Below are 24,371 nucleotides of genomic sequence, written 5' to 3'. Positions count from 1 at the left end.
AGGCGGCTCCGGTGCGGTGTTGTTATTTTTACTTATAAAAGTGTAGCGATAGTAAAAAATCAACTTGTTTTTTTACTTGCGTCTGTCTAGGTTTTCCTCACTCGCATGGCGAGGGTGTGACCTCAGAACAACAAGAAAACGGGCCCGTCGGGCACCGCCAGGAGGAAACTACGATGCAGCTATATCCACGTGTGACCGGCCTTTGTGCGGCCTTGTTGGCCCTTGGCCTAAGCAATGCGCAAGCTGCGCAGCAGATGGTCGTGGTCGGTTATGGCGGTGCAGGCCAGAAGGCCCAGGATGAGGCGATCTTCAAGCCCTTCATTGCCCAGGACGGCAGCCAGCTGATTCAGAGTGAATACAACGGCGAAATGGCACGGATCCAGGTCATGGCCGACACCGGCAACGTCGATTGGGATGTGGTGCAGATCGAAGGCCCTGACTTGATGCGCGGCTGCGACGAGGGGATCTACGAGCACCTGGACTGGCAGCGCCTGGGCCATGCAGCCGAACTGATCCCGGCAGCCGCACAGGATTGTGGGTCGGCCGCGCTGGTCTGGAGCGTGGCTATTGCCTACGACCGCAGCAAACTGGCCCAGGCGCCGGCGTCGTGGGCCGACTTCTGGGACGTCGACAAGTACCCTGGCAAGCGCGGCCTGCGCAAGCGTGCGGTGTACAACCTGGAATTCGCACTGTTGGCTGACGGAGTCAAGGTCGAGGACGTTTACCGGGTATTGTCCACGCCGGCAGGTGTCGAACGGGCCTTCGCCAAACTCAGCGAACTCAAACCCCATATCCAGTGGTGGGACGCCGGCGCTCAACCCGCGCAATGGCTGGCAGCCGGTGACGTGGTCATGACCTCCACCTACAGCGGACGAATTGCGGTGGCGGCGCAGCAGGGCAGCCCGTTGGCCGTGGTATGGCCTGGCAGCCTGTACGGTATGGACTATTGGGCGATCATCAAAGGCTCGCGGCATGTCGACCAGGCCAAGCGGCTGATTGCCTATGCCAATCAGCCGGATACCCAGGTGCGGTATGTACAACAGATCCCCTATGGGCCCACCAATACCCAAGCCGCGGCCAGGCTTGACCCGGCGCTGGCCAACTGGGTACCCACTTCGCCACAGAACCTGCAAGGGGCGCTGGCCATGAACGTGGAATTCTGGGTCGATCATGGTGAAGAACTGGAGCAACGCTTCAACGCCTGGGCCAGCAAATAGCGTTCAGTAAAGGGGCAACAAGATGACTGAAACGGAACTAAGCCTGCGTCGGGAGCTGGCTGCCTGCTACCGGCTGATCGCGCACTTTCGCATGAGCGATCTCATCTTCACGCATATCTCCCTGCGCCTGCCTGGGCCGGAGCACCATTTCCTGATCAACCCGTATGGCCTGCTCTTCGAGGAGATCACAGCGTCCAGCCTGGTGAAGATCGACCTGCAGGGGCGGCCGGTGGGGGCTGCCCGTCACCCGGTCAACCCGGCCGGGTTCGTCATTCACAGTGCCATTCACGCTGCCCGCGAGGATGCCCAGTGCGTGCTGCACACCCACACCCGCGCAGGTTGCGCGGTGGCCGCACTGGAATGTGGCCTGCTGCCGGTCAACCAGATGTCCATGGAGTTTTACGGCAATGTGGCTTACCACGCCTACGAGGGCGTCGCGCTGGACATGCATGAACAGCAACGGCTGGTGGCCGACCTGGGCAACAAGCCAGTGATGATGCTGCGCAACCATGGCCTGTTGACCACGGGGCGCAGTGTGGCTGAAGCCTTCTTGCGCATGTACTACCTGGAGAAGGCTTGCGAGATCCAGTTGGTGGCGCAAAGTGCTGGGCAACTGATATTGCCGACGACCGAAGTGTGCGTGCGTACCGAACGGCAGTTCAACGCGCCGGGGAGAGGGTTGAAGCAGGGGGAACTGACCGACCCAGATGCGCTGCAATTGGCGTGGGCGGCGTTGTTGCGAATGTTGGAAAAGGTGGCGCCTGGTTATCAGGATTGAACCTGTGCTTGCTGATTTGGCAGTTGGTCGTCCAGCCGACAGCGGGCAGACGGAACAGTCACTGTAGTGCAACCATTGGTTTCAACTGTGCTGGTCCCTTTTCAAGGAATACCGTTATGCTGTAACGAAATATGTCTAAAAAGCCTGCAGAAGGAAGTCGCAATGCCACTCAAGGACCTGCTTATCGCCCTGGTGGTGATTGTCGCCTGGGGCGTCAACTTTGTGGTCATCAAGGTTGGCCTCGACGGGTTGCCACCGATGTTGCTGGGGGCATTGCGTTTCTTGCTGGTGGCGTTCCCGGCGATCTTGCTGGTCAGGCGGCCCAAACTGCCGTGGCGCTGGCTGATCGCTTACGGTGCGACCATTTCACTGGGCCAGTTCGCGTTCCTGTTTCAGGCCATGTACAGCGGCATGCCGCCAGGGTTGGCTTCGTTGATCCTGCAGTCGCAAGCCTTCTTCACCCTCGGTTTTGCTGCGTTGTTTCTCGGTGAGCGGCTGCGCCTGGCCAGCGTGCTGGGGCTGCTGGTGGCGGCCGGCGGCCTGGCACTGATCGGCAGCGAAGACGGCGGCCATGTGCCCATGCTGGCGTTGGTGCTGACCCTGTGTGGTGGTGCGATGTGGGGCCTTGGCAACATCATTACCCGGCGGTTCGGCTCGGTCGACCTGGTCGCGTTGGTGATCTGGGGTGGGCTGATACCGCCACTTCCATTCCTGGCACTGTCCTGGTGGCTGGAAGGCCCCGAGCGCATTGGCCATGCCTTGGCCAATATCAGTTGGAGTTCGGTGCTGGCCCTGGCGTATCTGGCCTTTGTGGCCACCATGCTCGGCTACAGCCTGTGGAGCAAGTTGCTGTCGCGTCACCCGGCAGGCAAAGTGGCGCCATTCTCGCTGCTGGTACCGGTGATTGGGCTGAGTTCGTCGGCATTGCTGCTGGGAGAGCGCCTGACCGCTACGCAGGGCTGGGGCGCATTGCTGGTGATGGCCGGCCTGCTGGTGAATGTATTCGGTGCACGCATCGGTCAGCGTTTGCGGGCTGCCAACGCGTAAAGCGCTTAAATCTGCTGACCTGCGCTCTGTTAGAATCGGCCTCTTTCTGCCAGGCCAACGGAGCGCATCCATGATCATTTCCACCACCAGCCAGCTCGAAGGCCGCCCGATTGCCGAATACCTGGGCGTGGTCAGTTCCGAATCGGTGCAAGGTATCAACTTCGTGCGCGATTTCTTTGCACGGTTTCGCGACTTCTTCGGTGGCCGTTCGCAAACCTTGGAAAGCGCGCTGCGCGAGGCCCGGGAGCAGGCCACTGAAGAACTCAAGGCCCGGGCACGACAGTTGCAAGCCGATGCGGTAGTGGGGGTGGATTTTGAGATCAGCATGCCGTCGGTACAGGGCGGCATGGTCGTGGTATTTGCCACCGGTACGGCAGTACGCCTGAAGTAAAGCCTTTTGCCATTGGTCGGCTGCAAGGTTCTTGTCCGGTCGGTCCGCAAATGACCAGCTAGTCTCACTTTCACAGGCCGCGTTTCCTGGGCAACTTGTCTGGTTGCCGACGCGACCGCCACTGGAGGGAGACTGGGCATGAGCGAATCCTTTTTCGAAGACCTGAACGATGCGTTCCCGATCAACAGCCAGGTGCGTTGCGGCCAGGCGGCATTTCGCCTGGGTTTCGCCCACATGACGCTGGATGATTCCGAACAGCTCCAGCCTGCACATTTGCAGCGCAGCAAAAAAGGCCGCTTCATGCCGCGGGTACCGCTCAAGAAGTGATCCCGCGCCTGCACACGCCCCCCGCCCAACGGCGGGGTTTTTATTGCCATTCGTTGATCCGCCTCATGGTATTGCCCGGTAGCGCTCGCCGGATGGCCCGGCCTGTGGTTTTCTGACGCGGCATTCCAGCAACGGAGGATTGAATGCTCATGCGAGTCAGGGAAGAAACCTATTGGCAGTGGGCCGACGCACAGCTGCACAGCCGCTGCCACGACGAAGCACTCAGCGACGGCACCACACTGGACGTGCAGGTGCGCTTGTCGCGCCTGGGGGCGACGCAGCTGTTTCTGGGGTTGTACGCCGGGGATGGGCGGGCGTTGCTGGAAGAGTATTACCCCGCGCTGCCGGGCGAGACCATGACCCGTGCGCTGGTGTGGGGTGTCGACCGCGCCCGGGCGATGGCAACAGGCGCCTTGCCTCTGCCGGAAACCCGTCTGCAGCGGCGCCAGGCATGAAAAAGCCCGGCCTATGCAGGCCGGGCTCTGGTAAGGGTGCGAACCCTCAATTCAGCGGTTCGATCACCTTGACTGCCTGCTGCTCACGGGCAGCGGGCCATTCTTGTTGCAGGGTCTGCAGCACGCGGCCAACGAATTCAGTGTCGGCGGCGGCTTTCTTGCCGACGTAGCCTTGGCCACGGCGGTAGACCTTGAAGCGGGCACGCATGCTGGGCAGGTGCTCTTCAAATTCATCTTCGACGGTGTTCGGTGGCAGGCGGTCGAGGCGCACTTCACCGGTTTGGCTAACCCACAGCAAATGGTCGTCAAGGCTGTCCTTGCGCACGGCGAACAGCTGGGCCAATTGGTCGATAGTCGGATTGTTGTTCAAGTTCATCATAAAGCCCCCATTACCCATTCGTAGGTGATTTTCACAGTTGGCGCTATCACGGTGTAGCGCACTACCAAGGCTGCTACAGCAGCATCGCAACAGGGGCTTTCTCACGCTGCCTTTTGGACAGTTTCCCTCTCCACGGACGGCCTGCGTTACCGCGCAGGCCGTCTGGAACACCCTTGCCACCGCTCCCGATCGGGGAGACGGCTTCATCATGCCCAAGCGCGATGAACGGCGTCAACCATTTTGTAGTGAATATTTTTGCTCACTACATTCTGTCGTTTTGTCCGACAATCAAAGCTCGCGTTATAAGCCGGAAAGGATGTCGAAGGCGGCTTAAACCCGCGCCTGGTTGGGGTAATTCCGATTGGCCAGCAGCACGACTGCCAGCTGTTCTGCCGGCACGAACGCGGCGTACGCGCCGAAGCCGTTGGTGGCGCCGGTCTTGTTGTACCAAGCTGCCGGCAGCGCGGGCAGGGCCGGCTGCAAGCGAGTGGTGGCCTGCGGTTCGCGGATCAGCTGTGGGCTGTTGCCATCGATCAGTGTGCTCAGCGTGACCGGGTAGGGGTAGCGTTCCCAGCCCAGGCCTTGCGTCATGGCGCCAACCTGGAAGTAGCCCTGCTGGGTAATAGCGGTGGCTTTCGCCAGGGCCGGTGGCAGGCCCTGCGGCTGCATGTGCAACCGCACATAGCGCAGCAGGTCGCTGGCGCTGGTTTTGATGCCGTAGGCCTCATCGGCGTAAGGGCCGGGCCCTACACGCACCGGCTTGTCGTCGGCGTCATACCCTTGGGCATAAAGCCCCTGAGCGCTGGCCGGAACCTGAAGGTAGGTATTTTTCAGGCCCATCTTCGTCAGCAGGCCCTCACTCATCAGCGTGGAAAACGGTTGATGCTGCGCACGGGCGGCCAGGTCACCGAACAAACCCAGGCTGGGGTTGGAGTAGCAGCGCTGGGTGCCAGGTTTGGCGCGAGGTTGCCAGTGGCGGAAGAAATCGACTACCTGTTGCGGTGTTTGTACGGTGTCGGGGAACTGCAGTGGCAGGCAGTCGGCGCTATAGGCGCCCAGTTCCAGCACCGTCGCGTCGCCGATGGGGACGCCGGCCAATGCCGGGTGATAGCGCTTGGCCGGGGCCTCGAGGTCAAGCTTGCCCTCGGCGCTGGCAAGCGCGGCCAGGGTGGCCGTGTAGGTCTTGCTCAGCGAACCGATCTCGAACAGCGTATCGCGGCTGACCGGTACGTTGTCGGCCTTGCTGGCCACACCGTAGCTGAAGTAATGCGCGTGGTCGCGTGCATAGATGGCCACAGCCATGCCGGTGATGCCTTGTTCCTGCATGAGCGGGCGGATGATCTGGTCGACCTTGGCCTGTAACTGGTCGTCGGCCTGGGCGCTGGCATGGCCTAAGGCAAGGGTAATGGCGGCTGCAAGTGCAGCCAGACGTGGGCGGAGCATGGTGAGTCCTTTTGTGGAGCGTGTCCGTTGAGCGATACCACTCGGGGTTCCGGCGTTAGCGACGGGGAGCCAAAGACCTTATCGTCTGCCCACCCACCATGACAAGATGGATACAGTGATGAAGTATTTGCGCATGTTATTTGACAATTTCACCCTGGCCTTGCTCGGTGTGGTACCCATCGCCACCGTACTGCCTTGCTCGGGCGATGGCGCGGTGTATTTCGGCTGGCTGACCAACCTGGCCATTGGCCTGTTGTTCTTCTTGCATGGCGCCAAACTGTCCCGTGAAGCCATCATTGCCGGTGCCGGGCACTGGCGCCTGCACCTACTGGTGTTCTCCTGTACTTTCGTATTGTTCCCGCTGCTGGGCCTGGCGTTCAAACCTCTGTTCGTACCGCTGGTAGGTAACGAGCTTTATCTGGGCATCCTGTACCTGTGTGCCTTGCCTGCAACCGTGCAGTCGGCCATTGCCTTTACCTCGCTGGCCCGCGGTAACGTGCCAGCGGCTATCTGCAGCGCGGCGGCCTCCAGCCTGCTGGGTATCTTCCTCACACCGTTGCTGGTGATGTTGTTGCTGGGTGCCAGTGGTGATACAGGTTCCGGCCTGGATGCGGTGTTGAAGATCACTTTGCAGCTGCTGGTGCCGTTCGTTGCCGGGCAGGTCGCGCGGCGCTGGATCGGTGCCTGGGTCAAGCGCAATGCGCGCTGGCTCAAGGTGGTGGACCAGGGGTCGATCCTGCTGGTGGTGTACACCGCCTTCAGTGAGGCCGTGGTTACCGGTTTGTGGCACACCGTATCGCCGCAGCACTTGGCGGGGTTGTTCGTGGTGTGCGCAATTCTGCTGGCAGTGGTGCTGTTTGGCACCCGCTTGCTTGGCAAGGCGCTGGGCTTTGACCTTGAGGATCGCATCACCATCCTGTTTGCCGGCTCCAAGAAAAGCCTGGCTACGGGTGTGCCCATGGCCCAGGTGTTGTTCGTGGGCAGTGGCATTGGCGCGATGATCCTGCCGCTGATGCTGTTCCACCAGATACAGCTGATGGTGTGTGCTGTGCTGGCGCAGCGTTATGCCAGCCGTGAGCAGGCGGTGGAGGCTTCGGCGGTGTCTTGAGCGCCTTTACGTTCCCATGTAGATGCTGTGTTGGCGGTCAAGCTTTTCTGCGGTGCTGAGAGCTGAAAAGCTTGGTCGTATCAAAGGGGTGATAGCCGCGAAGAGGCCGGGCCTTCTGGCCAATCTCCACCCGCCGTTCAGCGTTGTGGCCGCTACCGTATTCGCGGGTAAACCCGCTCCTACACAGATCGGGGTGGACACACATCGGGGGGTGGGCGCATGCCGTCGTGTAGGAGCGGGGTGACACACATTGGTGATTGGGTGCATGCCGTCGTAGGAGCGGGGTGGACACACATCGGGGGTTGGGCGCAGGCCGTCGTAGGAGCGGGTTTACCCGCGAAAGGGCCGGGCCTGCTGGCCAATCTCCACCAGTCGTTCTCCGTTGCCGCCGCTACCGTATTCGCGGGTAAACCCGCTCCTACCGGCTGAATTTTGCGCCGGGCAAGACAGGCGCTGTAGATGTGGAGCGTAATGGCAGCGATCAGCGGGCCAGGCCTGAACGACGCTCGCGCAGCGCCTTGTCGACTTCGGCCTCGATCTTGTAGGCCGGCCCCTCCAGGTCGTCGAAGTTGCGCGTATAGCGTCGGGCAAACTCCTCCACGCCCAGCTCCTGATACTGCTGCACATGCTTGAGCTCGTGCGCCCACAAGGCCACGTTGTCCTCGGCATCGGCGGCCCGGCGGAAGATGATCGTGTCGATCAGTGTAACGGCGTTCACATCGGGGTTCTGCAATAGCGCATTGGCTGCGCTGATCTGTTGCTCATCCCCCACCCGGAAGCGCGCCGCGTCGAGCACGGCAAAGTCATACCAGGGTTCCAGCTGCGCCCGAATATGCAACGGAATCGGCTGCACACCGCTGGCCGTGGCTTCGTCGCGGGCCTGGCGCAAGGCGTATGCCAGGCTGGACGAGGCCATGACCTCCACATCCTTGAGGATCTGTCCGGCCTGGCCTGGATCGATCGGGGCGCAAAAGCAGCCCATCAGACACACTTGATACTGCCCAGGCGGGCAGGCCTGTTCGGCAAGCGCAGGGAGGGCCAATAGAAAACCCAGCAGGGCACTAATCCGCCTCATGCAGGGCCTGTTCGACAAACTGGCGGCTGGCGCCCAGTACCTGCGCTTGCACGCTTTCACTGGCCAGCATGCGCCCGACCAGCAATGCCCCTACGCACTGGCTGATCAGCACCCAGGCCAGCTGCTCATCCTCCAGGGTTGTGCTCCAGGCCCGGTGCAGTTCTACCAGCCAGTGCTCAGCCACTTCACGCACCGGCGTGTCGGCCCGGGCGATTTCCACACCCAGCGGCGGCAACGGGCATCCACCTTCGGCATTGCGCAGGTGGGCCAGGCTCAGGTACTGCTGCAGGCAGCGGCCCAGGCGTTCACGGTTGGCTCCCTGGTTGGCCAGGCGTGCCAGGGGGCTGTTGCTCAGCTCCTGGCGTACCACCTCGGTAAACAGGTCGTCCTTGGACGGGAAGTGGTTGTAGAAGGCACCGCCGGTCAGGCCGATCGCTTTCATCAACCCGGCCACGCCGGTACTGGCAAAACCCCCGCGCTTGGCCAGCGCGCCGCTGCTGGCCAGCAACCGTTCGCGGGTTTGCTGTTTGTGTTCGTTGGAATAGCGCATTCACATGCCTCGGCAAACAGGCTTGACGATGACCGCGATCATAACATAGCGTTCGTTTACTAAACGATCATTTACCAATGGAGGCAGGCATGTCAGAACAACAAAAAGTCGTGCTGGTGATCGGGGCGGGCGACGCCACTGGCGGCGAGATCGCCAAGCGTTTTGCGCGTGAGGGCTATATTGCCTGCGTAACCCGTCGCCAGGCCGACAAACTGCAGCCGCTGCTGGAGGAAATACACGCCGCTGGCGGCCAGGCCTACGGTTTCGGCTCTGATGCGCGCAAGGAAGAGGAGGTGGCCGAGCTGGTAGAGACTATCGAGCGTGATATAGGTCCGATTGAGGCATTTGTCTTCAATATCGGTGCGAATGTGCCGTGCAGCATCCTCGAGGAAACCCCACGCAAGTACTTCAAGATCTGGGAAATGGCCTGCTTTGCCGGTTTCCTCACCGCGCAGGCGGTGGCCCGGCGCATGGTTCAGCGTGAGCGCGGCACCCTCCTGTTCACCGGCGCTACAGCCGGTACCCGCGGCGCAGCCGGTTTTGCAGCCTTCGCCGGGGCCAAGCATGGCTTGCGTGCCCTGGCGCAGAGCATGGCGCGCGAGTTGGGGCCACGCAACATCCATGTCGCCCATGTGGTGGTGGACGGTGCCATCGACACGGCCTTCATCCGCGACAGCTTCCCCGAGCGCTATGCCCTCAAGGACCAGGATGGCATCCTTGACCCGGCGCACATTGCCGACAGTTACTGGTTCCTGCACGCCCAGCCCCGCGATGCCTGGACCTTCGAGCTGGACCTGCGCCCCTGGATGGAACGCTGGTAACCCCCGTTAACATGCAAGGACCGTCACCATGCAAACGTCTGTCGATTTCTTTTTTGACCTGGGTAGCCCGGCCAGCTACCTGGCCTGGACCCAACTGCCGAACCTGTGTGCCCGCCACGGCGCTACGCTGCGCTACCGGCCAATGCTGCTTGGCGGGGTTTTCCAGGCTACCGGCAATGCTTCGCCGGCCATGATCCCGGCCAAAGGGCGCTACATGTTCACCGACCTGGCCCGCTTTGCCGAACGCTACGGTGTGCCGTTCGGGATGCCGCCGGGCTTCCCGGTCAATACCCTGACGTTGATGCGCGGCGTGACAGGGACCCAGTTGCGTTCACCTGATCGGTTCGAGGCATTGCTATCGGTGCTGTTCACTGGGCTGTGGGTACAGCGCCGCAACCTGAGCGACAGCGCTGTGCTGAATGAAACACTCGCGCAGGCAGGCTTCGACCCGCAGGTTTTTCATGCCCTGGCCGCTGACAGCGAAGTAAAAGCAGCGCTAAAGCAGGCGACCGAGGCCGCTGTGGCGCGCGGGGTGTTTGGCGCGCCCACCTGTTTTGTCGGTGATGGGATGTTCTTCGGCCAGGACCGCCTGGACTTTGTCGAGGAGGCGCTACGTCAGGGGGCCAGCAGCCTCTCCAGCTGAGTGCGCTCCCACAGGCTGAGCAGGTCGGTGGGGTTGGTGCCATAGCGCTGCCAGTGTTCGAGGCCGGCCTGTTCGCCGTCGGGGGCTTGGCAATGAACGCAATGCGACAGGCCTTCGGTATCCAGGGCCAACGTCAGTTGCCAGCCCTGGATGCCGACATCGACCAGGCCGCCATCGCGGCGTGCAGCCACCTCAAGGTGATGCACGCCAAGGGCCACATTACGCAGGCACTGATAGACATCCCGGGCGCTCAGTGAAGGTCTGTGGGTCAAGATCAGAAATTCGCCGGCGTGTTGGCGCTGATGATCTCGGCCTCATCCGGGCCGATGTTCTTGAAACTGTGCGGCAGGGTCGTAGGGATGTAGTAGCCGTCGCCCGAATTGAGCACGCTGACCTGGCCGTCGACCCACAGCTCGACTGTGCCACGGGTGACCAACCCGCATTCTTCGCCTTCAGCGTGCACGATCGGCTCGCCAGAGTCGGCGCCGGGTGCATACAGCTCACGCAGCATGCGCATTTGGCGGCCTTCGACGCTGGCGCCGACCAGCAGCATGCGCAGGCCATTGCGGCCCAGGTCGGGTTGTTCGCCACCACGGAATACGTAGCGTTCCTCACGCACCGGCTCGTCGAAGCTGAAAAACTCCGCCAGGCTCATGGGAATGCCTTCGAGCAGTTTTTTCAGGGAGCTGACCGAAGGGCTGACGCGATTCTGCTCGATCTGCGAGATCGTCGAATTGGTCAGCCCGCTGCGACGGGCCAGTTCCCGTTGGGAGAGGTTGTTGCGTTCACGCACCAGTTTGAGTCGCGTCCCCGTGTCCATAGCCGCCTTGTAATCAGAGGTGTCAATAATAATGAGCGATGCGCATTAAAACACACTCTGCGCCCTTGCGCGCTGTGCTTCTCAAACCCGCTGCTCACGCGGCATCGGCCACAGCCCGACCAGCAGCAACAGCACGGCCACGGCCAGGAATGGCAAGCGCGGATCAAGGGCATACACCAAGGTACCGGCGAGCGGCCCGATCACCGCGCCCATGCCTTGGGCGGCGCCAATGGAACCGGCCGTGGCACCTTGTTCGGTGGCCTGCATGGCATTGGCCGCCAGTGCCGAAAACGCCGGGAAGACGAAGCCCATGCCGGCCGCCGCAACAAAATAGCAAGCCCACAGCCACGGCGCCGTGGTGGCCAGCGAGCCACAGGCAAAGCCCAGTGCCGATACCGTGGCACCCACCCGGATCATCTTCAGCGGTGGCCACTCCAGTTGGCGCAGTATCACCTGGGCCAGCATCAGTGCCACACCCACGGTGGTCAGGGCGATGCCAGCCGCCTGGGCCGCTTCGGCAGGGCCCAGATGCAAGCGGTCAAGGGCAAAGAAACCGACGATGATCTGCGACACGGTCACGCTGAGCATGGCGCTGAATGCCACCAGCAGCGGCCGGCGCAGGCGCGGGTCGTTCAGCCGCACCGGGCTGGGGACGTGGCTGTGCGGCAGCGCCTGTGGTTTGAGGGTGAAAAACAGCACGAGGAAGGCAGTGGCCGGCAGCAGCGACATGATATGGAACGGCAGGCTCAGGCTGTGCCGCGCCAGCAGTGCGGCCAGCGCCGGCCCGACCACCAGACCGACGGCGTTGGCCGCCCCCAGTGAGGCCATGGCCCGCGCCCGGCGTTGCGGCTCCACATGGTCGGCGATCAGCGCGTTGCAGCCTACCGGGATGGCGGCATAAAAGGCGCCGATGCAACCACGCGCGATCATCAGGCCGATGAACGCCAAGGTCGCCCCCGGCATCCAACGCAGTGCGCCTTCGACGAACAGGCACAGCAGCCAGTAGGCCAGGGTGAAGCCGGCGCTGCCCAGCAGCAGGATGCGCCGGCGGCCCAGGCGGTCTGCCGCGCGGCCCCAGGGCCGGGCCAGCAGCACCCAGACCACGCCGGCCACGGTCACGGCGGCGCCGGCTTGCCAGGTGGCCATGCCAAGCTGGCGGGCTATCGGGCCGATCAGGGCGACGAACGCCATCATCGACATGGTGCAGGCCATGTTGGCCAGCAGCAGCGGGCGCAGGTTCAGGGTGCTGGCAGGCAGAAGGGTTGCAGGATCCTTTGCGACGTTCATGGGCAGTCCAGGGCAGAGTGGCAAACAAAACCGATATTATTAGGAATCATTATCGACTGTCGAACCCCGTGCTGCTACCGTTCATTCGCTGCGGTGCAAGGGGCCAGGCCACATGCTACGCAACACACCGTCACGGCGCACCCACGCATGCATCAAGGCGGCCCCCACATGCACCAGCACCGTGGCAAACAGCAGGTAGCCGGCCCAGCCATGGGCCTGGCGCAACACGGCATATAGCTGCAGGTTGTGGGGGGCGATGGCGGGCAAGCCGAGCGGGCGCGGGTAATCGCCTGCCGACAGCATGGCCCAGCCCAGCAGCGGCATGGCCAGCATCAGGCCATAGAGCAGCAGATGCGAGGCTCCGGCGGCCCAGCGCTGCAGTTTTGGCAGGTCGTTCGGCAGGGGCGGGTGAGGTAGGGTCAGGCGCACAGCGATGCGCAGTACCACCAGCACCAGCAGGGCCAGCCCGGTGGCCTTGTGCAGGCTGATCAGCACCGGGTGGCGTAGCGACAGGTCGGCGACCATGCTCACGCCGATGAACAGCATGGCAAGAATCAGCACGGCCATCAGCCAGTGCAACAAGCGGGCGAAAGGGTGGAAGGCTTGAGGTTTCATGGCTTGGCTCCGGTGCTGAGCGATTCGCGGCTACGGCGGTTGAACGATTCCGAATAGGCGGCCGAGCGGGCGGCGAGGATCGGGTCGGCCGACGCCTCTATACCGCGCGGCAGGATCAGCGGGTCGAAGTTGAGGTCGCGGCAGGCCCCTTGCTCGGGGGCGTCGACCTGTTCCAGCACCAGAGTGCCGGCGTCCACGCTGCGCCGCTCGGCGGGCCACGGCCGTGCAGGGTCGTCCACGGCATCGCCTGGTTCGGCCAGTACCAGGCGCAGCGTCCAGCGCAACGGGCCTTGGGCAAGGCGCTGCTGCAAGTCGTGTTGCAGGAATTGCTTGTCATCAACTTGCGCGGGTAATGCTGCAAATGCAGTTTGTGGCTCGAGCTGCCAACGCACCGGATGCGCCGCGCCAGCTGCGTCGATCAGGCGGAAGGCATTGATACTGTGGTATTGCGTGTTGGCGAAGCTGTCGCTGGGTTTGTAACCCGCCGCCCATTGGCGAAACGCCGCGCTTTCCGGGTGGGCGGCGAAGAACGCCTGCAGCTTGCCAGGGTCCGGTTTGCCGGTCGCCGGGTCTGGTGCACTCGCCAGTACTTGCTGGTAGAACGCTTGCGGCGTGCTGACTGCCAGCACCGGAGGGTTGTTCATGCCCGTCCGCCAGACCTGGCCGTCGTCGGTGCTCAGCTCAATCGCCAGGCTGCGTACCGGTATACCCGTATCCGGGGCGAACGGGTTGGCACCGCCAATGGCAAAGCGGCCAACCACCGGCACCCGTTGCTGGCTGAAGGCGCGCGCCGTGGACAGGTTGGCGGCCTGCCCGCTGGCCTGGAAGTAGCCGCTCACGCACAAGCCCTTGGCGTGGTTCTTGCGGTAGCCTGGGTAATGCCCGGCCTGGGCTTCGAAGGTGTCGATGATGCGTTGTGGCGTCAGTCGGGGGGCGCCGAGCCAGCCAGCGGCATAGGCAAAGCCGGCACCTGCGGCCAGCAGCACGCCGCCAATGGCGGCCAGGCGCAAGGCTTTGGCCGGGCCGTGCAAGGGTGTGTTCATGGTCATCGTCCGGTTCAGTGAAGGTGCCAGTACGACGTGTCAGAGAAAAAGTTATTCCCTCATCGGGAATAGAATTTGTTCACAGGCGTCTGCCCTTTACACTGACAACCCCAGAGGCCGGGACCTAGCCATGCATGATTTGGACGACCACCAGTGGCGCGAGCTGCTGGCCCGCCTGCGCCGCTTTGCCGTGTGGTTGACCCGCGAGCCGGGCAGCGCCGACGACCTGGTGCAGGCTACGGTCGAGCGGGCCCTGAGCCGTCGCGACCAGCAACGGGACGCCGATGCCCTGCGTGTCTGGCTGTTCACCATCCTGTATCGACAGTTCCTCGACGGTAAGCGCCGTGAGCGATTGCATGCGCGCTGGTTGTCCTGGTTCGGCCGTAACGAGCACGACGATGAGCCGGCCGGTGACAACCTCGAAACCATCGTCCTGGCACAGGCCGACCTGCAGGCGTTTGCCCGGCTGACGGCGGAGCAGCGTGCCTTGTTGTTGCTGGTCAGCATCGAAGGCTTGAGTTACAAGGAGGCCGCCCAGGCCTTGGGCATCCCCATCGGCACTGTGATGTCGCGCCTGTCGCGCGCGCGCAATGCCTTGCGCGAACTGACCGAGGGCAACCCCCAACCCCCGGCCTTGCGGAGACTGAAATGACGCGCCTGATCCCCAGCGATGATGAATTGCACGCTTACGTCGATGAGCGCCTGGAACCTGTGCGCCGGGCCGAGGTGCAGGCCTGGCTGGCGGCCAACCCGCAAGCTGCGGCACGGGTGGAAGGCTGGCGCGCCGATGCCCGAAGGCTGCGCACAGCGCTGGCCGGGTTGGGCGAGCTGCCCGGTGCGGCGCAGCTGGACCTTGGCCAGTTGCGTCGGCAATTGCGCCAGCGTCGGCAGCGGCGCTGGGCTGCGGCGGCGGTAGTGATGCTGGCGTTGGGTGTGGGGGGCTTGGGCGGCTGGCAAGTGCGCGATGCAACCCTGGCGCGGGTCGACCTGCCCATGGCTGATGCTGTTCAGGCGCACCGTTTGTTCGCCAGCAGTGAAGCACTGGATATCCAGGCCAGTGATCCTGGGCAGTTGCGCGACTGGCTGGGCCGCCATTTCAGCCGGGTGGGCCAGTTACCGGACCTGGCGGGGTATGGCTTCAAACCGGTGGGCGCGCGCTTGCTCAGCAACGAGCAGGGGCCGGCTGCATTACTGGTGTTCGAAGATGGCAAGGGCCAGCGCATCAGCCTGTTCCTGCGCTCGCCGGGCAACCTTTATCGGCGCATGCCGGACGGGCAGCGGGTCGATGGCCAGCTGGAGGCGCGGTACTGGTCGCATGGGGCTTATAACTTTGCCCTGGTCAGCGCGGCGGACGATGTGCGTGGGGCGGGGGTGGGGGAAGCGTTGAGGTTGGGGTTGTGAGTGTGGGCCCAAGGCGTGCACCTTGGGCCCGTCACCAAAATCAGCTCAACTCCAGCCAGATCGGCGCATGGTCCGACGGCTTTTCCATCCCGCGCAGCTCATAGTCCACGCCCGCTGCCTTGATGCGCGGCACCAGCGGCTGCGAGGCCATGATCAGGTCGATGCGCAGGCCGCGCTTGGGCTCGTCCTCGAAGCCGCGGCTTCGGTAGTCGAACCAGCTGAAACGGTCGGTCACGTCCGGGTACAGGTGGCGGAAGCTGTCTACCAACCCCCAGCCTTTCAAACGTTCCATCCACTCACGCTCTTCCGGCAGGAAGCTGCACTTGCCGGTCTTCAGCCAGCGTTTGGCGTTGTCCGGACCGATGCCGATATCACAGTCTTGCGGCGAGATGTTCATGTCGCCCATCACCAGCACTGGATGGTCGTTGCGGAACTGGCTTTCCAGCAGTGCCTGCAGGTCACTGTAGAAGCGCTGCTTGGCCGGGAACTTGGTGGGGTGGTCGCGGCTTTCACCTTGGGGGAAATAGCCGTTCATGATGGTGATCGGGCTGCCGTCGGCATCGGCGAAGGTACCCCAGATGAAGCGGCGCTGGGCATCTTCTTCGTCGGTGGCAAAGCCCTTGTGCAGGCTCAGCGGCGCCTGGCGCGACAGCAGGGCCACGCCGTAGTGGCCTTTCTGGCCATGGTAGTGCACGTGGTAACCCAGTGCCTGCACGTCGGCCAGCGGGAACTGATCGTCGCTGACCTTGGTTTCCTGCAGGCCGATCACGTCCGGCTGGTGCTTTTCGATCAGCGCCGCCAGCTGATGCGGGCGGGCCCGCAGGCCGTTGATGTTGAAACAGACGATCTTCATGGAAAGACAATCCCGGTAAAAGGCGCGATGCTAGCCGACATCGACCTGCATCACCAGCATGGCGGCCAGGCGAGCCTGCTGCTAACGTGCTGTTGGGGGTGAACGAAGCGCGCTGGGGCACCTCCAAGGCACTGAACGCCCATTCCAGGAGGTCTGCCCGCAATGCCCGAAACCACAGCCGCCCCGGCCCGTGTCTGCCTGCTCGACGATGGTTACAGCCGCGAGGCACGTTCGCTGCTGTACAACGCCTACCGCCACGAGCCCACCTTCGCCTATATCTTCGAAGCCCAGCGCCCGGGGTATGAGCGGCGTCTGCGGGTGATGGTGCGCGAATGGGTGCGCCAGCACTTCTACCTGCAACTGCCCGCCATTGGCCTGCTGGTCGAGGACCGCCTGATTGCCCTGGCCCTGATCGTGCCGCCGCTGCGCAGGCTGGGCGTGGCCGACAGCTGGGCCTGGCGCCTGCGCATGATGCTGGGTACCGGCCTGCGCTGTACGCGGCGCTACATGGACTACCAGGCTGCGTTGGCCAGCTGTCTGCCCACTGACCAGGTGCATGTGCTGCCTTTGCTGGGGGTGCATCCGCAATTTCAGGGCAAGCATTACGGCGAGCAATTGTTACAAGCCGTGCACGGCTGGTGCGCGGAAGACCCAGGCACCCAAGGGGTGGTGCTGGACACCGGTAACGAGCACTACCTGGCTTTTTACCAGCGTCAGGGTTATGAGGAAATTGGCGAAGTAGCTGTAGGACCGATCCGAGAGAGGGTGTTCTTTCATCCTAATCCAGTCTCTTCAAAACCCGCTTTTGCCTGAACAGGCCGCCAGGCGGCTCCCTTGAGCGCCCGGCTCTGGTAGCATGCGCCGCATGACGTATTCAGGAAGATTGACCTGGGGCCTGGTTTTCTGGGTCGCCAGTTTCGCAGCATGGGGCCAGAGCGAGTTGTTGGTGAAGGTGAAGCCGGCCAACAAGGCGCTCAAAGCCAATGTCGAAGGCTATATAGGCACATTGGGTGACCGCGACGAAGAAGCACTTTTGCGCTTCAGTCGCGGGGCAGAGGAGCAGGCGCGCAAAGCGGCGCAGGCACTTGGCTACTATCAGGCGCAGATCGATACCGAGGTCAAGCCCGCCAGCGACGCAGACCATCCCCCACAACTGATCATCAGCATCAACCCGGGCGAACCGATTCGCCTGCGCAACGTGACCGTGCGCATCGAGGGCCCAGCAAGCGAGATGAAGGCCTTCCGCGTGCCTGACAGCAAGGCGCTGCGGCCGGGTGAGCAACTCAATCACGGCCATTACGAGGATGCCAAGCGGTTGATCCAGAACCAGGCGTCGCGCTATGGCTTCTTCAGTGGGCGCTTCAGTAGCCAGCGCCTGGCCGTCGACCCGCAAGCCGGTGTGGCGGATATCGAACTGGTCTACCAGAGTGGCCCGCGTTATCGCCTGGGCGCCGTCACCTTCGGTGGCGACACACCGCTGGACGAGGACCTGCTGCAGCGCATGGTGTCGTTCAAGCCGGGTACCCCTTACGACTCGGAACTGGTCGCAGAGCTGAACAACGACCTGCAATCGAGCGGCTATTTCGAAGGCGTGCGCGTGGATGCGGCGCCCACTGCTGCTGTGGGCGAAGAAGTCCCGGTGGATGTTCATCTGGAAACCCGTAAACCACGCACCATGGGCCTTGGCCTGGGCTTCTCGACCGACGTCGGGCCGCGCGGCAAGGCCAACTGGACCCGCCACTGGGTCAACCCACAAGGCCACAGCTATGGCTGGGAAACCGAACTGTCGGCCCCGCGCCAGAACGTCGGCCTGTGGTATGACATTCCCCGCGACCCGCCGCTGACCGACAAGCTGCGCTTTGCCGGCGGCTACCAGAACGAGGAGCTTGCCGGCACCGACACGCTCAGCAAGCTGTTGACGGTCGGCCCCGAGTGGCACAGCAAGCTGCCCAGTGGCTGGCAGCGGGTGATTTCGCTCAAGTACCAACGCGAAGAATATCGCCTGGGTGACGACTCCGGTTTGAGCAACCTGCTGATGCCGGGCGTCAGCTTTTCCTTCCTGCGCAGTGACAACCGTATCGATCCGCACAACGGCTATCGCCTGCAGTTCGATGTTCAAGGCGCCAAGGAAGGGCTGGTGTCCGACACCAACCTGCTGCACGGCAACGTATTGCTCAAAGGCCTGACCACACTCGGCCACAACCACCGCTTTCTCGGACGCGTACAGTTTGGTGGCAGTGCGACCAATGGCTTCAAGAACAACATTCCGCCGTCGCTGCGTTTCTTCGCGGGTGGCGACCAGAGTGTGCGCGGTTACGACTACCAGACCCTGTCGCCAAAGAACAGCGACGGTGACCGTATCGGCGGGCGCTACCTGGTGGCAGGCAGTGTCGAGTACCAGTATTCGTTGACCGAAAAATGGCGGGTCGCGACGTTCGTCGACCAAGGCAACTCGTTCAACGACCTGGAGCTGCCCAGCCTCAAGACCGGTGTCGGCTTTGGTGTGCGCTGGGTATCGCCAGTCGGGCCGCTGCGCCTGGACCTGGCCAAGGCGCTGGATGACGAAGGGGGCATTCGCCTGCACTTTTCCATGGGGCCCGAGCTGTGAAACGCGTAATCAAATTTACTTCACTGGGCCTGCTGGGGGGCGTCGCGAGCGTGGGCCTGGTGCTCGGCTTGCTGCTGGGTACCCAGGCCGGCAGCCGCTGGGTACTGGGCAAGGTGCCCGGGCTTGAAGTGGCCGACTTCCAGGGTCGCCTGGCGGGCAGTTGGCAGGCCAGCCGGCTAACCTGGGCCGACGGCGGCAGCACGGTAGAGATGCAGGCGCCGTTGCTGGCCTGGTCGCCTGCCTGCTTGCTGCGCGCGACCTTGTGCATTGACCGGTTGCAGGCAGACCGCATTGACATGGCCTTTGCGCCAAGCACCGAACCCACCGAGAGCGCCCCGCTGCAATTGCCGACCCTGCGCTTGCCGCTGGCCATCGAACTGGGCGAGGTCAAGGTCGGGCAGCTGCGCCTGGATGGAAGCGATCTGCTTGGCGATTTGCAACTGGCTGCGCACTGGACCAACAGCGGGATACGCATCGACAGCCTGCGACTGCTGCGCGACGACCTGCAATTGAGCCTACAGGGCGACCTGCAACCCGAAGGCGACTGGCCGGTAACACTACAGGCGCAATTGCAGTTGCCTGCGGTAGACGAAAAACCCTGGCAACTGGCACTGACGGCCAATGGCCAATTGCAGAAGACGTTGGAACTCGCCGGCACCAGCAGTGGTTACCTCGATGCCACATTGAGCGGGCAGTTGCAGGCACTGGCCGAGCACCTGCCGGCGACCTTGCACATCCGCTCCGAGGCGTTCAAGCCGGCTGGTGCGTTGCCTGACACCCTGCAATTGAACGCGCTCGAGCTCGATGCCAAGGGCGATCTGCTCGATGGCTATAAACTGTCCGGCAAGGCCAGCCTGCCGGCCGAGCAGTCACCGATCGCCTTGGTCCTGTCCGGTCTGGTCGACAGCAAAGGCGCCAGGCTCGATGCCCTGGACCTTACCGCCAGCGACAGCCAAGGGGTCAAGCTGCAAGCCACGGCTGACTGGCAGCAAGGCCTGAGCGCCGATGCGCAGCTGGACTGGCAGGACTTCCCGTGGTTGCGCCTGTACCCGATGGAGACCCCGCCCGAAGTCACCCTCAAGCGCTTCAATACCCAGGTGCATTATCGCGATGGCAATTACCAGGGGACTTTCACCGGGGACCTGGACGGCCCGGCGGGAGCGTTCAGCATCGCCAGCCCGTTCGAAGGTGACCTCACCCAGGTGAAACTGCCGCAGTTGGCGCTGACCGCCGGCCAGGGCAAGGCAGCCGGCAGTGTCGCCGTACGTTTTGCCGACACCCTGGCCTGGGATGTCGACCTGCAGCTCTCCGCGCTCGACCCGGCCTATTGGCTGGCCGAACTGCCGGGTACCCTGGCGGGGCCACTGCGCAGCAAAGGCGAACTGAAAGGCGATACGCTTACCCTGGATGCCCAGCTTGACCTCAAAGGCCGCCTGCGTGGCCAGCCAGCCATGCTCAAGGCCGAGGCCCAGGGGGCAGGGCAAAGCTGGACCCTGGGCACACTGGCCATCCAGCTGGGTGAAAACCGCATCAACGGCAGTGGCAGCTTGCAACAGCGCCTGGCTGGGCGAATCGACCTTGACTTGCCGCGCCTGGGCCAGCTGTGGCCAAGGCTACAAGGCCGGGTCAAGGGCCGGCTGGATGTCGCCGGCACCTTGCAGGCCCCGCAAGGTACGCTCACCCTCCAGGGCCAGCGCTTGGCCCAGGCCGAAAACCGCCTGCAGCAGCTGGACCTGGATGCCCGCCTGGACAACGCCCAACGCGGTGTAGTCGAGCTCAAGGCAACCGGTATCCATCTGGGTGACACAGCCTTGGGCACGTTGCAAGCCAACGGCAAGGGCGACATTCGCCAACAGGCCTTGACCCTGGCGCTGGACGGCCCGCAGCTCAAGCTCGACCTTGGCCTGGATGGTCAGTTGAACAAAGGTGACTGGCGCGGCCGATTGGCCACTGGCCGAATCCAGGCCGGTGGCCAGGACTGGCAGTTGCAGGCGCCTGCACGCCTGCAGCGGCTGGCCAGCGGCCAGCTCGACTTCGGGGCCCACTGCTGGCGCTCCGGCCAGGCAAGCCTGTGTGGCGACGACCAGCGACTGGCCCCCGAACCGCGCCTGCGCTACCACCTCAAGCAGTTCCCGCTGGGCAGCCTGGCCCAGTGGCTGCCGAAGGACTTTGCCTGGCAAGGCCTGCTCAATGCCGACATCAACCTGGACATCCCGGCCAGCGGCCCCAAGGGCACTGTCGTAGTCGATGCCAGTGGCGGCACCCTGCGCGTGCGCGACAAAGGCCGCTGGATCGATTTCCCTTATCAGACCCTGCGCCTGGACAGCACGCTGGCACCGCGGCGCATCGATACGCGCCTGGCGTTTCGCGGTGAGCGCCTGGGTGAGCTGAACGTCAACGCCCGGCTCGATCCGCTGGGCAAGAACAAACCGTTGTCGGGTGATTTCCGCCTGGCCGGGTTGGACCTGTCGGTGGCCCGCCCATTCGTGCCCATGGTCGAACGCCTGGCGGGGCAGCTCAATGGCAGTGGTCGGCTTTCAGGCACCTTGCTGGCACCTCAGGTCAACGGCAACCTGATGCTCAGCGGTGGCGAAGTCAGTGGCGCCGAGCTGCCGGCCAGCCTTCAGGACCTGTCATTGCAGGCGCTGATTGCCGGCGAGCAAGTGCAGCTCAACGGTAACTGGCGCAGTGGCGAGGCGGGACGTGGCCAGTTGAGCGGCAACCTCACCTGGGGGCAGGCACTGGGCATGGACGTGCGTCTGCAAGGCCAGCAACTGCCGGTCGCGGTCGAGCCCTACGCCACACTGGAAGTTGCCCCGGACCTGACCTTGCGCCTGATCGATGACAAGCTGGCGGTGACCGGCAAGGTGCAGGTGCCCAAGGGCAAGATCACTGTACGTGAGCTGCCGCCGTCCACGGTCAAGGTGTCGGATGACACGGTAATCGTCGGTCACCAGACCGAGGAAGGCAAACCACCCATGGCCATGGCCATGGACATCGATGTCGAAGTCGGCCGCGACAAGCTGTCGTTCAGCGGCTTCGGGCTGACTGCCAACCTGCTGGGTCATGTGCACATCGGCGATAACCTCGATACCCGTGGCGAACTGAGCCTGGCAGACGGCCGCTACCGTGCCTACGGCCAGCGCCTCACCATCCGCCGGGCGCGTCTGCTGTTCGCCGGCCCGATCGACCAGCCGTATCTGGACATCGAAGCGATCCGCAAGGTTGACGATGTGATAGCCGGCATCCGCCTGAGCGGCAGCGCCGAGCAGCCGACGACCAAAGTGTTCTCGGAGCCGGCCATGAGCCAGGAGCAGGCGCTTTCGTACCTGGTCTTGGGCCGACCATTGGGCAATACCGGCGAAGATAACAACATGCTCGCCGAGGCAGCGCTGGGCCTGGGCCTTGCCGGGAGCGCCGGCATTACCGGCAGCCTGGCGTCGAGCCTGGGGATCGACGACTTTCAACTGGATACCGAAGGTTCTGGCAACAGCACCAGCGTGGTCGCCAGCGGTAACATCACCGAGAAGCTCAGCCTTCGTTACGGGGTGGGCGTGTTCGAACCGGCCAACACGATCGCATTGCGTTACAAGCTGAGCAAGAAGGTCTACCTCGAGGCCGCCAGTGGGCTGGCAAGCTCACTGGACATCTTCTACAAGCGCGACTTCTAGGCCCGCAGCGTGGCGGCCATCAACGGACGGTGGCCGCCTCGATGAACTCGTTGGTGTCGGGTGAGGGTGGTGGGGTGGTGGCGCGTACCGGGACGATCAGGTTGGTGTATTCCTCGATCAACCGGTTCAGGGCCTCTGGCGGTTCGCTTGCCTGGAACTGCATGCGGATCTGCACTTCGTCCGGGTCGCGGTTTTCGCCCTGACGGCCTTGGCCGCCAATGGTGACCTTGAAGCTCGCGGCCTTGCTCTCGCTTGCGGTCAGCAGTGCCTGCTGCGCCTCGGTGCCTTTGACCCTTACCGACAGGTCGACCTGCATGCGCTCAAGGGCCAGGCCTTTCGGTGACACCAGCGCAAACAGGGGGACGCGCATGATGTGCTGCCCATCCATGGCCACCTCGACCATCTTGGCTTTCATGGGGGCGCCCAGCGCCTCGGTGTCGCACTCGAAAAACTGGTCGAACAGGTTGATGTACTGCTGGGCAATCAGGCTGTTGGTGGCACTGGCGGCTTCTTGCAGGCCACGGGTAATTTCACGCAGGTCAATGGAGGTCATGGGGGCGGGGGGCTTTTGCAATGATTCGACTCCTCAGGCCAGGGTGTGCCCCTCCCACTACCGGCAGGAGGGGCTGTCGGGTCAAGTGCCAGTGTCTTACGGGGTCGCCAGGTTCGCAGGCGCGGGCCGTTTCAAGGTATCCGCCTGGGATATTTCGTCCGGGCTTTCCAGTTCGGCGGTTCGGACAACGGTTGGCTTGGTCGCGGCATCAGTGAGGAACTCGATTACCCTCATCATCGCTTCGGGCGGTTCCTGACGCTTCAGGGTCGTGTTGAAGGCATAGCGGGCGCGGGTATCTGTTTTGCGGGTTTGCGTGGATTTGTGGCTCACGCTGCCTTTCACGTTCAGCCTGAACGGCCCCCATCCGAGTGAGCCGGTAACTTCTGCATTCATGTCCTTGCTGGAAACATCTTCCGACATCTGGTTGATAACCAGCTCGAACTCTACAGTGCCCTCTTCGATGGAAATGTTCGGGTGGGTAATGGCCGCCATCAGCGGCACTTTCATGGTCTTGCTGACCACGCCTTTGTATTCGCCCTGTTCGTCGACGATGGTTTCGTCGTAGTCGAACTGGATGGCCACTGCCTTGCCATCCTGGACGCATACCTGCATCAGGAAGTCGGCGTACGATTTGCTGGCGGTGACCTGCGCCTGGACCATGGCCTGCAAGGGACCGGCGATCATGCGGTCCATCGGCAGGGCATTGATCACGGAGCCTATAAGGCTGTTATCTATCGACATATCGGGAAGCTCGCTCTGTGTAGTGGGTTAAGGCAGCCGCGAATAGCTGCCAAGGTGTTCGGGCGTCAGCGCTCGCAAAGCTCCTGGCGCCGGATGTTGCCGATCTGCCGCAGGCTCAGGCCGTACTTGTTGGCCAGCAGGCTGCGGGACAAACCGTTGGCGCTTTCCTTCTGGATCTGCTGGTTGCGCAGCTGACGCAGAAAGTGGTCAGCCTTGGGGATCTCCAGGGCGACCCCGGCAAAGCGCTTGATCAGTGCGTCAAGCGCTTCGGCCGGCAGCACGTCAGCGAGCTTGGTGCGCTCGCGGTGCTTGGGGATGTACTTGGGCCTGCCGCCGTAGGCGCAGGTCAGTTGGTAGGCGTTTTCGATGCCGATACAGTCGATCAGGGCCTGCAGCGAGTGGGGCAGTTGGCTGATATCGATCTGGCTCAAATCTGGCATTTGCATATGGCGCTCCTTCGGGGTGGATGGGATGTGCGACCCGATCACCCGCGGCGTTGTGTCGAAGGTGTGAGCAAATTCTGTGCGACAGCCGAGGCGCGTCGC

At 63.1% G+C, this 24,371-nt stretch carries 27 protein-coding genes; 14 read left to right on the top strand and 13 right to left on the bottom strand.

The genetic code is table 11. The annotated features are described in order from the left end of the window. Nucleotides 1-173 precede the first annotated feature (173 nt). The 6 genes from AC3RCM_RS15105 to AC3RCM_RS15080 all read left to right on the top strand — a co-directional run bounded on the left by AC3RCM_RS15105 (nucleotide 174) and on the right by AC3RCM_RS15080 (nucleotide 4,215). Nucleotides 174-1,217 (top strand): ABC transporter substrate-binding protein, encoded by a 1,044-nt coding sequence (locus AC3RCM_RS15105; RefSeq protein ID WP_064491060.1) that lies wholly within the window; start codon nucleotides 174-176, stop codon nucleotides 1,215-1,217. A gap of 22 nt (nucleotides 1,218-1,239) precedes the next feature. Beyond that, nucleotides 1,240-1,995 carry a class II aldolase/adducin family protein gene (locus AC3RCM_RS15100; protein WP_492628993.1) on the top strand — a complete coding sequence of 252 codons (756 nt, stop codon included), beginning with the start codon at nucleotides 1,240-1,242 and terminating at the stop codon, nucleotides 1,993-1,995. Between the two features lie 162 nt (nucleotides 1,996-2,157). Continuing rightward, nucleotides 2,158-3,042, top strand: coding sequence for an EamA family transporter (locus tag AC3RCM_RS15095; protein ID WP_003253899.1), 885 nt, complete (start codon nucleotides 2,158-2,160; stop codon nucleotides 3,040-3,042). A gap of 70 nt (nucleotides 3,043-3,112) precedes the next feature. Then, nucleotides 3,113-3,433 (top strand): YbjQ family protein, encoded by a 321-nt coding sequence (locus tag AC3RCM_RS15090; protein WP_003258990.1) that lies wholly within the window; start codon nucleotides 3,113-3,115, stop codon nucleotides 3,431-3,433. A 138-nt stretch (nucleotides 3,434-3,571) separates the two neighbouring features. Then, nucleotides 3,572-3,760, top strand: a complete 189-nt coding sequence (locus AC3RCM_RS15085; RefSeq protein WP_003253897.1) for a hypothetical protein — start codon at nucleotides 3,572-3,574, stop codon at nucleotides 3,758-3,760. A gap of 143 nt (nucleotides 3,761-3,903) precedes the next feature. Then, nucleotides 3,904-4,215, top strand: coding sequence for a hypothetical protein (locus AC3RCM_RS15080; protein WP_010953779.1), 312 nt, complete (start codon nucleotides 3,904-3,906; stop codon nucleotides 4,213-4,215). A gap of 46 nt (nucleotides 4,216-4,261) precedes the next feature. Here AC3RCM_RS15080 and AC3RCM_RS15075 read toward each other — a convergent pair whose 3' ends face one another. Then, the gene (locus tag AC3RCM_RS15075; protein ID WP_003253895.1) at nucleotides 4,262-4,594 is read right to left on the bottom strand and encodes a hypothetical protein; all 333 of its coding nucleotides are present in this window, start codon (nucleotides 4,592-4,594) and stop codon (nucleotides 4,262-4,264) included. A 330-nt stretch (nucleotides 4,595-4,924) separates the two neighbouring features. Beyond that, nucleotides 4,925-6,037, bottom strand: a complete 1,113-nt coding sequence (ampC, locus tag AC3RCM_RS15070) for a class C beta-lactamase (RefSeq protein WP_492628992.1) — start codon at nucleotides 6,035-6,037, stop codon at nucleotides 4,925-4,927. A 106-nt stretch (nucleotides 6,038-6,143) separates the two neighbouring features. Between ampC and AC3RCM_RS15065 the strand changes: the two genes are divergently transcribed. After that, nucleotides 6,144-7,145: a bile acid:sodium symporter family protein gene (locus AC3RCM_RS15065; protein ID WP_492628991.1), complete on the top strand. Its 1,002-nt coding sequence runs from the start codon at nucleotides 6,144-6,146 to the stop codon at nucleotides 7,143-7,145. 481 nt (nucleotides 7,146-7,626) lie between these two features. On the opposite strand, the gene AC3RCM_RS15060 is transcribed toward AC3RCM_RS15065, so the two are convergent. Continuing rightward, entirely contained in the window at nucleotides 7,627-8,220 is a 594-nt protein-coding gene (locus tag AC3RCM_RS15060) for an eCIS core domain-containing protein (protein WP_064491064.1), read from the bottom strand. Next, nucleotides 8,207-8,770 carry a TetR/AcrR family transcriptional regulator gene (locus tag AC3RCM_RS15055; protein WP_020193790.1) on the bottom strand — a complete coding sequence of 188 codons (564 nt, stop codon included), beginning with the start codon at nucleotides 8,768-8,770 and terminating at the stop codon, nucleotides 8,207-8,209. The genes AC3RCM_RS15060 and AC3RCM_RS15055 overlap by 14 nt, the downstream gene beginning before the upstream one ends. Nucleotides 8,771-8,859: 89 nt before the next feature. Here AC3RCM_RS15055 and AC3RCM_RS15050 point away from each other — a divergent pair, with 89 nt between their 5' ends. After that, the gene (locus AC3RCM_RS15050) at nucleotides 8,860-9,591 is read left to right on the top strand and encodes an SDR family oxidoreductase (RefSeq protein ID WP_064491066.1); all 732 of its coding nucleotides are present in this window, start codon (nucleotides 8,860-8,862) and stop codon (nucleotides 9,589-9,591) included. Between the two features lie 28 nt (nucleotides 9,592-9,619). Further along, entirely contained in the window at nucleotides 9,620-10,234 is a 615-nt protein-coding gene (locus AC3RCM_RS15045) for a 2-hydroxychromene-2-carboxylate isomerase (protein ID WP_020192977.1), read from the top strand. Here the strand turns inward: AC3RCM_RS15045 and AC3RCM_RS15040 are convergent. From AC3RCM_RS15040 to AC3RCM_RS15020, 5 genes are all read right to left on the bottom strand, one after another. Next, nucleotides 10,207-10,506 carry a DUF7693 family protein gene (locus AC3RCM_RS15040; protein ID WP_231114224.1) on the bottom strand — a complete coding sequence of 100 codons (300 nt, stop codon included), beginning with the start codon at nucleotides 10,504-10,506 and terminating at the stop codon, nucleotides 10,207-10,209. The genes AC3RCM_RS15045 and AC3RCM_RS15040 overlap by 28 nt on opposite strands. Before the next feature lie 2 nt (nucleotides 10,507-10,508). Next, a complete protein-coding gene (locus tag AC3RCM_RS15035) occupies nucleotides 10,509-11,054 on the bottom strand; it encodes a cupin domain-containing protein (RefSeq protein ID WP_003248033.1) in 546 nt (181 codons plus the stop codon). An 81-nt stretch (nucleotides 11,055-11,135) separates the two neighbouring features. Continuing rightward, nucleotides 11,136-12,341, bottom strand: coding sequence for an MFS transporter (locus AC3RCM_RS15030; RefSeq protein ID WP_064491067.1), 1,206 nt, complete (start codon nucleotides 12,339-12,341; stop codon nucleotides 11,136-11,138). Between the two features lie 81 nt (nucleotides 12,342-12,422). Next, on the bottom strand, nucleotides 12,423-12,956 hold the full coding sequence (locus tag AC3RCM_RS15025; protein WP_064491068.1) for a cytochrome b: 534 nt from the start codon (nucleotides 12,954-12,956) through the stop codon (nucleotides 12,423-12,425). Beyond that, nucleotides 12,953-14,005, bottom strand: coding sequence for a catalase family peroxidase (locus AC3RCM_RS15020; protein ID WP_010953791.1), 1,053 nt, complete (start codon nucleotides 14,003-14,005; stop codon nucleotides 12,953-12,955). Before AC3RCM_RS15020 ends, AC3RCM_RS15025 begins: the two co-directional genes overlap by 4 nt. A gap of 124 nt (nucleotides 14,006-14,129) precedes the next feature. Here AC3RCM_RS15020 and AC3RCM_RS15015 point away from each other — a divergent pair, with 124 nt between their 5' ends. Together AC3RCM_RS15015 and AC3RCM_RS15010 are read left to right on the top strand one after the other, a co-directional pair. Continuing rightward, complete coding sequence (locus tag AC3RCM_RS15015; RefSeq protein ID WP_492628990.1) at nucleotides 14,130-14,651, top strand: sigma-70 family RNA polymerase sigma factor; 522 nt, start codon at nucleotides 14,130-14,132, stop codon at nucleotides 14,649-14,651. Next, nucleotides 14,648-15,400, top strand: coding sequence for an anti-sigma factor family protein (locus AC3RCM_RS15010; RefSeq protein ID WP_104887516.1), 753 nt, complete (start codon nucleotides 14,648-14,650; stop codon nucleotides 15,398-15,400). The genes AC3RCM_RS15015 and AC3RCM_RS15010 overlap by 4 nt, the downstream gene beginning before the upstream one ends. Nucleotides 15,401-15,440: 40 nt before the next feature. Here AC3RCM_RS15010 and xthA read toward each other — a convergent pair whose 3' ends face one another. Beyond that, complete coding sequence (gene xthA / locus AC3RCM_RS15005) at nucleotides 15,441-16,253, bottom strand: exodeoxyribonuclease III (RefSeq protein ID WP_020192971.1); 813 nt, start codon at nucleotides 16,251-16,253, stop codon at nucleotides 15,441-15,443. Nucleotides 16,254-16,415: 162 nt separating this feature from the next. Here xthA and AC3RCM_RS15000 point away from each other — a divergent pair, with 162 nt between their 5' ends. Genes AC3RCM_RS15000 through AC3RCM_RS14990 form a run of 3 tightly spaced genes read left to right on the top strand, consistent with a single transcriptional unit; the run spans nucleotide 16,416 to nucleotide 22,532 of the window. Continuing rightward, nucleotides 16,416-17,066, top strand: a complete 651-nt coding sequence (locus tag AC3RCM_RS15000) for a GNAT family N-acetyltransferase (protein ID WP_104887517.1) — start codon at nucleotides 16,416-16,418, stop codon at nucleotides 17,064-17,066. A 52-nt stretch (nucleotides 17,067-17,118) separates the two neighbouring features. Next, nucleotides 17,119-18,861, top strand: a complete 1,743-nt coding sequence (locus tag AC3RCM_RS14995; RefSeq protein WP_492629690.1) for an autotransporter assembly complex protein TamA — start codon at nucleotides 17,119-17,121, stop codon at nucleotides 18,859-18,861. After that, nucleotides 18,858-22,532 carry a translocation/assembly module TamB domain-containing protein gene (locus AC3RCM_RS14990; protein WP_492628989.1) on the top strand — a complete coding sequence of 1,225 codons (3,675 nt, stop codon included), beginning with the start codon at nucleotides 18,858-18,860 and terminating at the stop codon, nucleotides 22,530-22,532. The genes AC3RCM_RS14995 and AC3RCM_RS14990 overlap by 4 nt, the downstream gene beginning before the upstream one ends. A gap of 19 nt (nucleotides 22,533-22,551) precedes the next feature. On the opposite strand, the gene AC3RCM_RS14985 is transcribed toward AC3RCM_RS14990, so the two are convergent. From AC3RCM_RS14985 to AC3RCM_RS14975, 3 genes are all read right to left on the bottom strand, one after another. After that, on the bottom strand, nucleotides 22,552-23,106 hold the full coding sequence (locus tag AC3RCM_RS14985) for a DUF2589 domain-containing protein (RefSeq protein WP_010953797.1): 555 nt from the start codon (nucleotides 23,104-23,106) through the stop codon (nucleotides 22,552-22,554). 75 nt (nucleotides 23,107-23,181) lie between these two features. After that, nucleotides 23,182-23,826, bottom strand: coding sequence for a DUF2589 domain-containing protein (locus AC3RCM_RS14980; RefSeq protein ID WP_064490732.1), 645 nt, complete (start codon nucleotides 23,824-23,826; stop codon nucleotides 23,182-23,184). Nucleotides 23,827-23,891: 65 nt separating this feature from the next. Further along, nucleotides 23,892-24,272, bottom strand: a complete 381-nt coding sequence (locus AC3RCM_RS14975; protein WP_010953799.1) for a Mor transcription activator family protein — start codon at nucleotides 24,270-24,272, stop codon at nucleotides 23,892-23,894. Between the last annotated feature and the right edge of the window lie 99 nt (nucleotides 24,273-24,371).

This window comes from Pseudomonas sp. GW823-FHT05G12 (genome assembly GCF_058795575.1).
The sequence above is the reverse complement of the archived record's forward strand: the minus strand, read 5'-3'. Positions and strand labels throughout refer to the sequence as shown.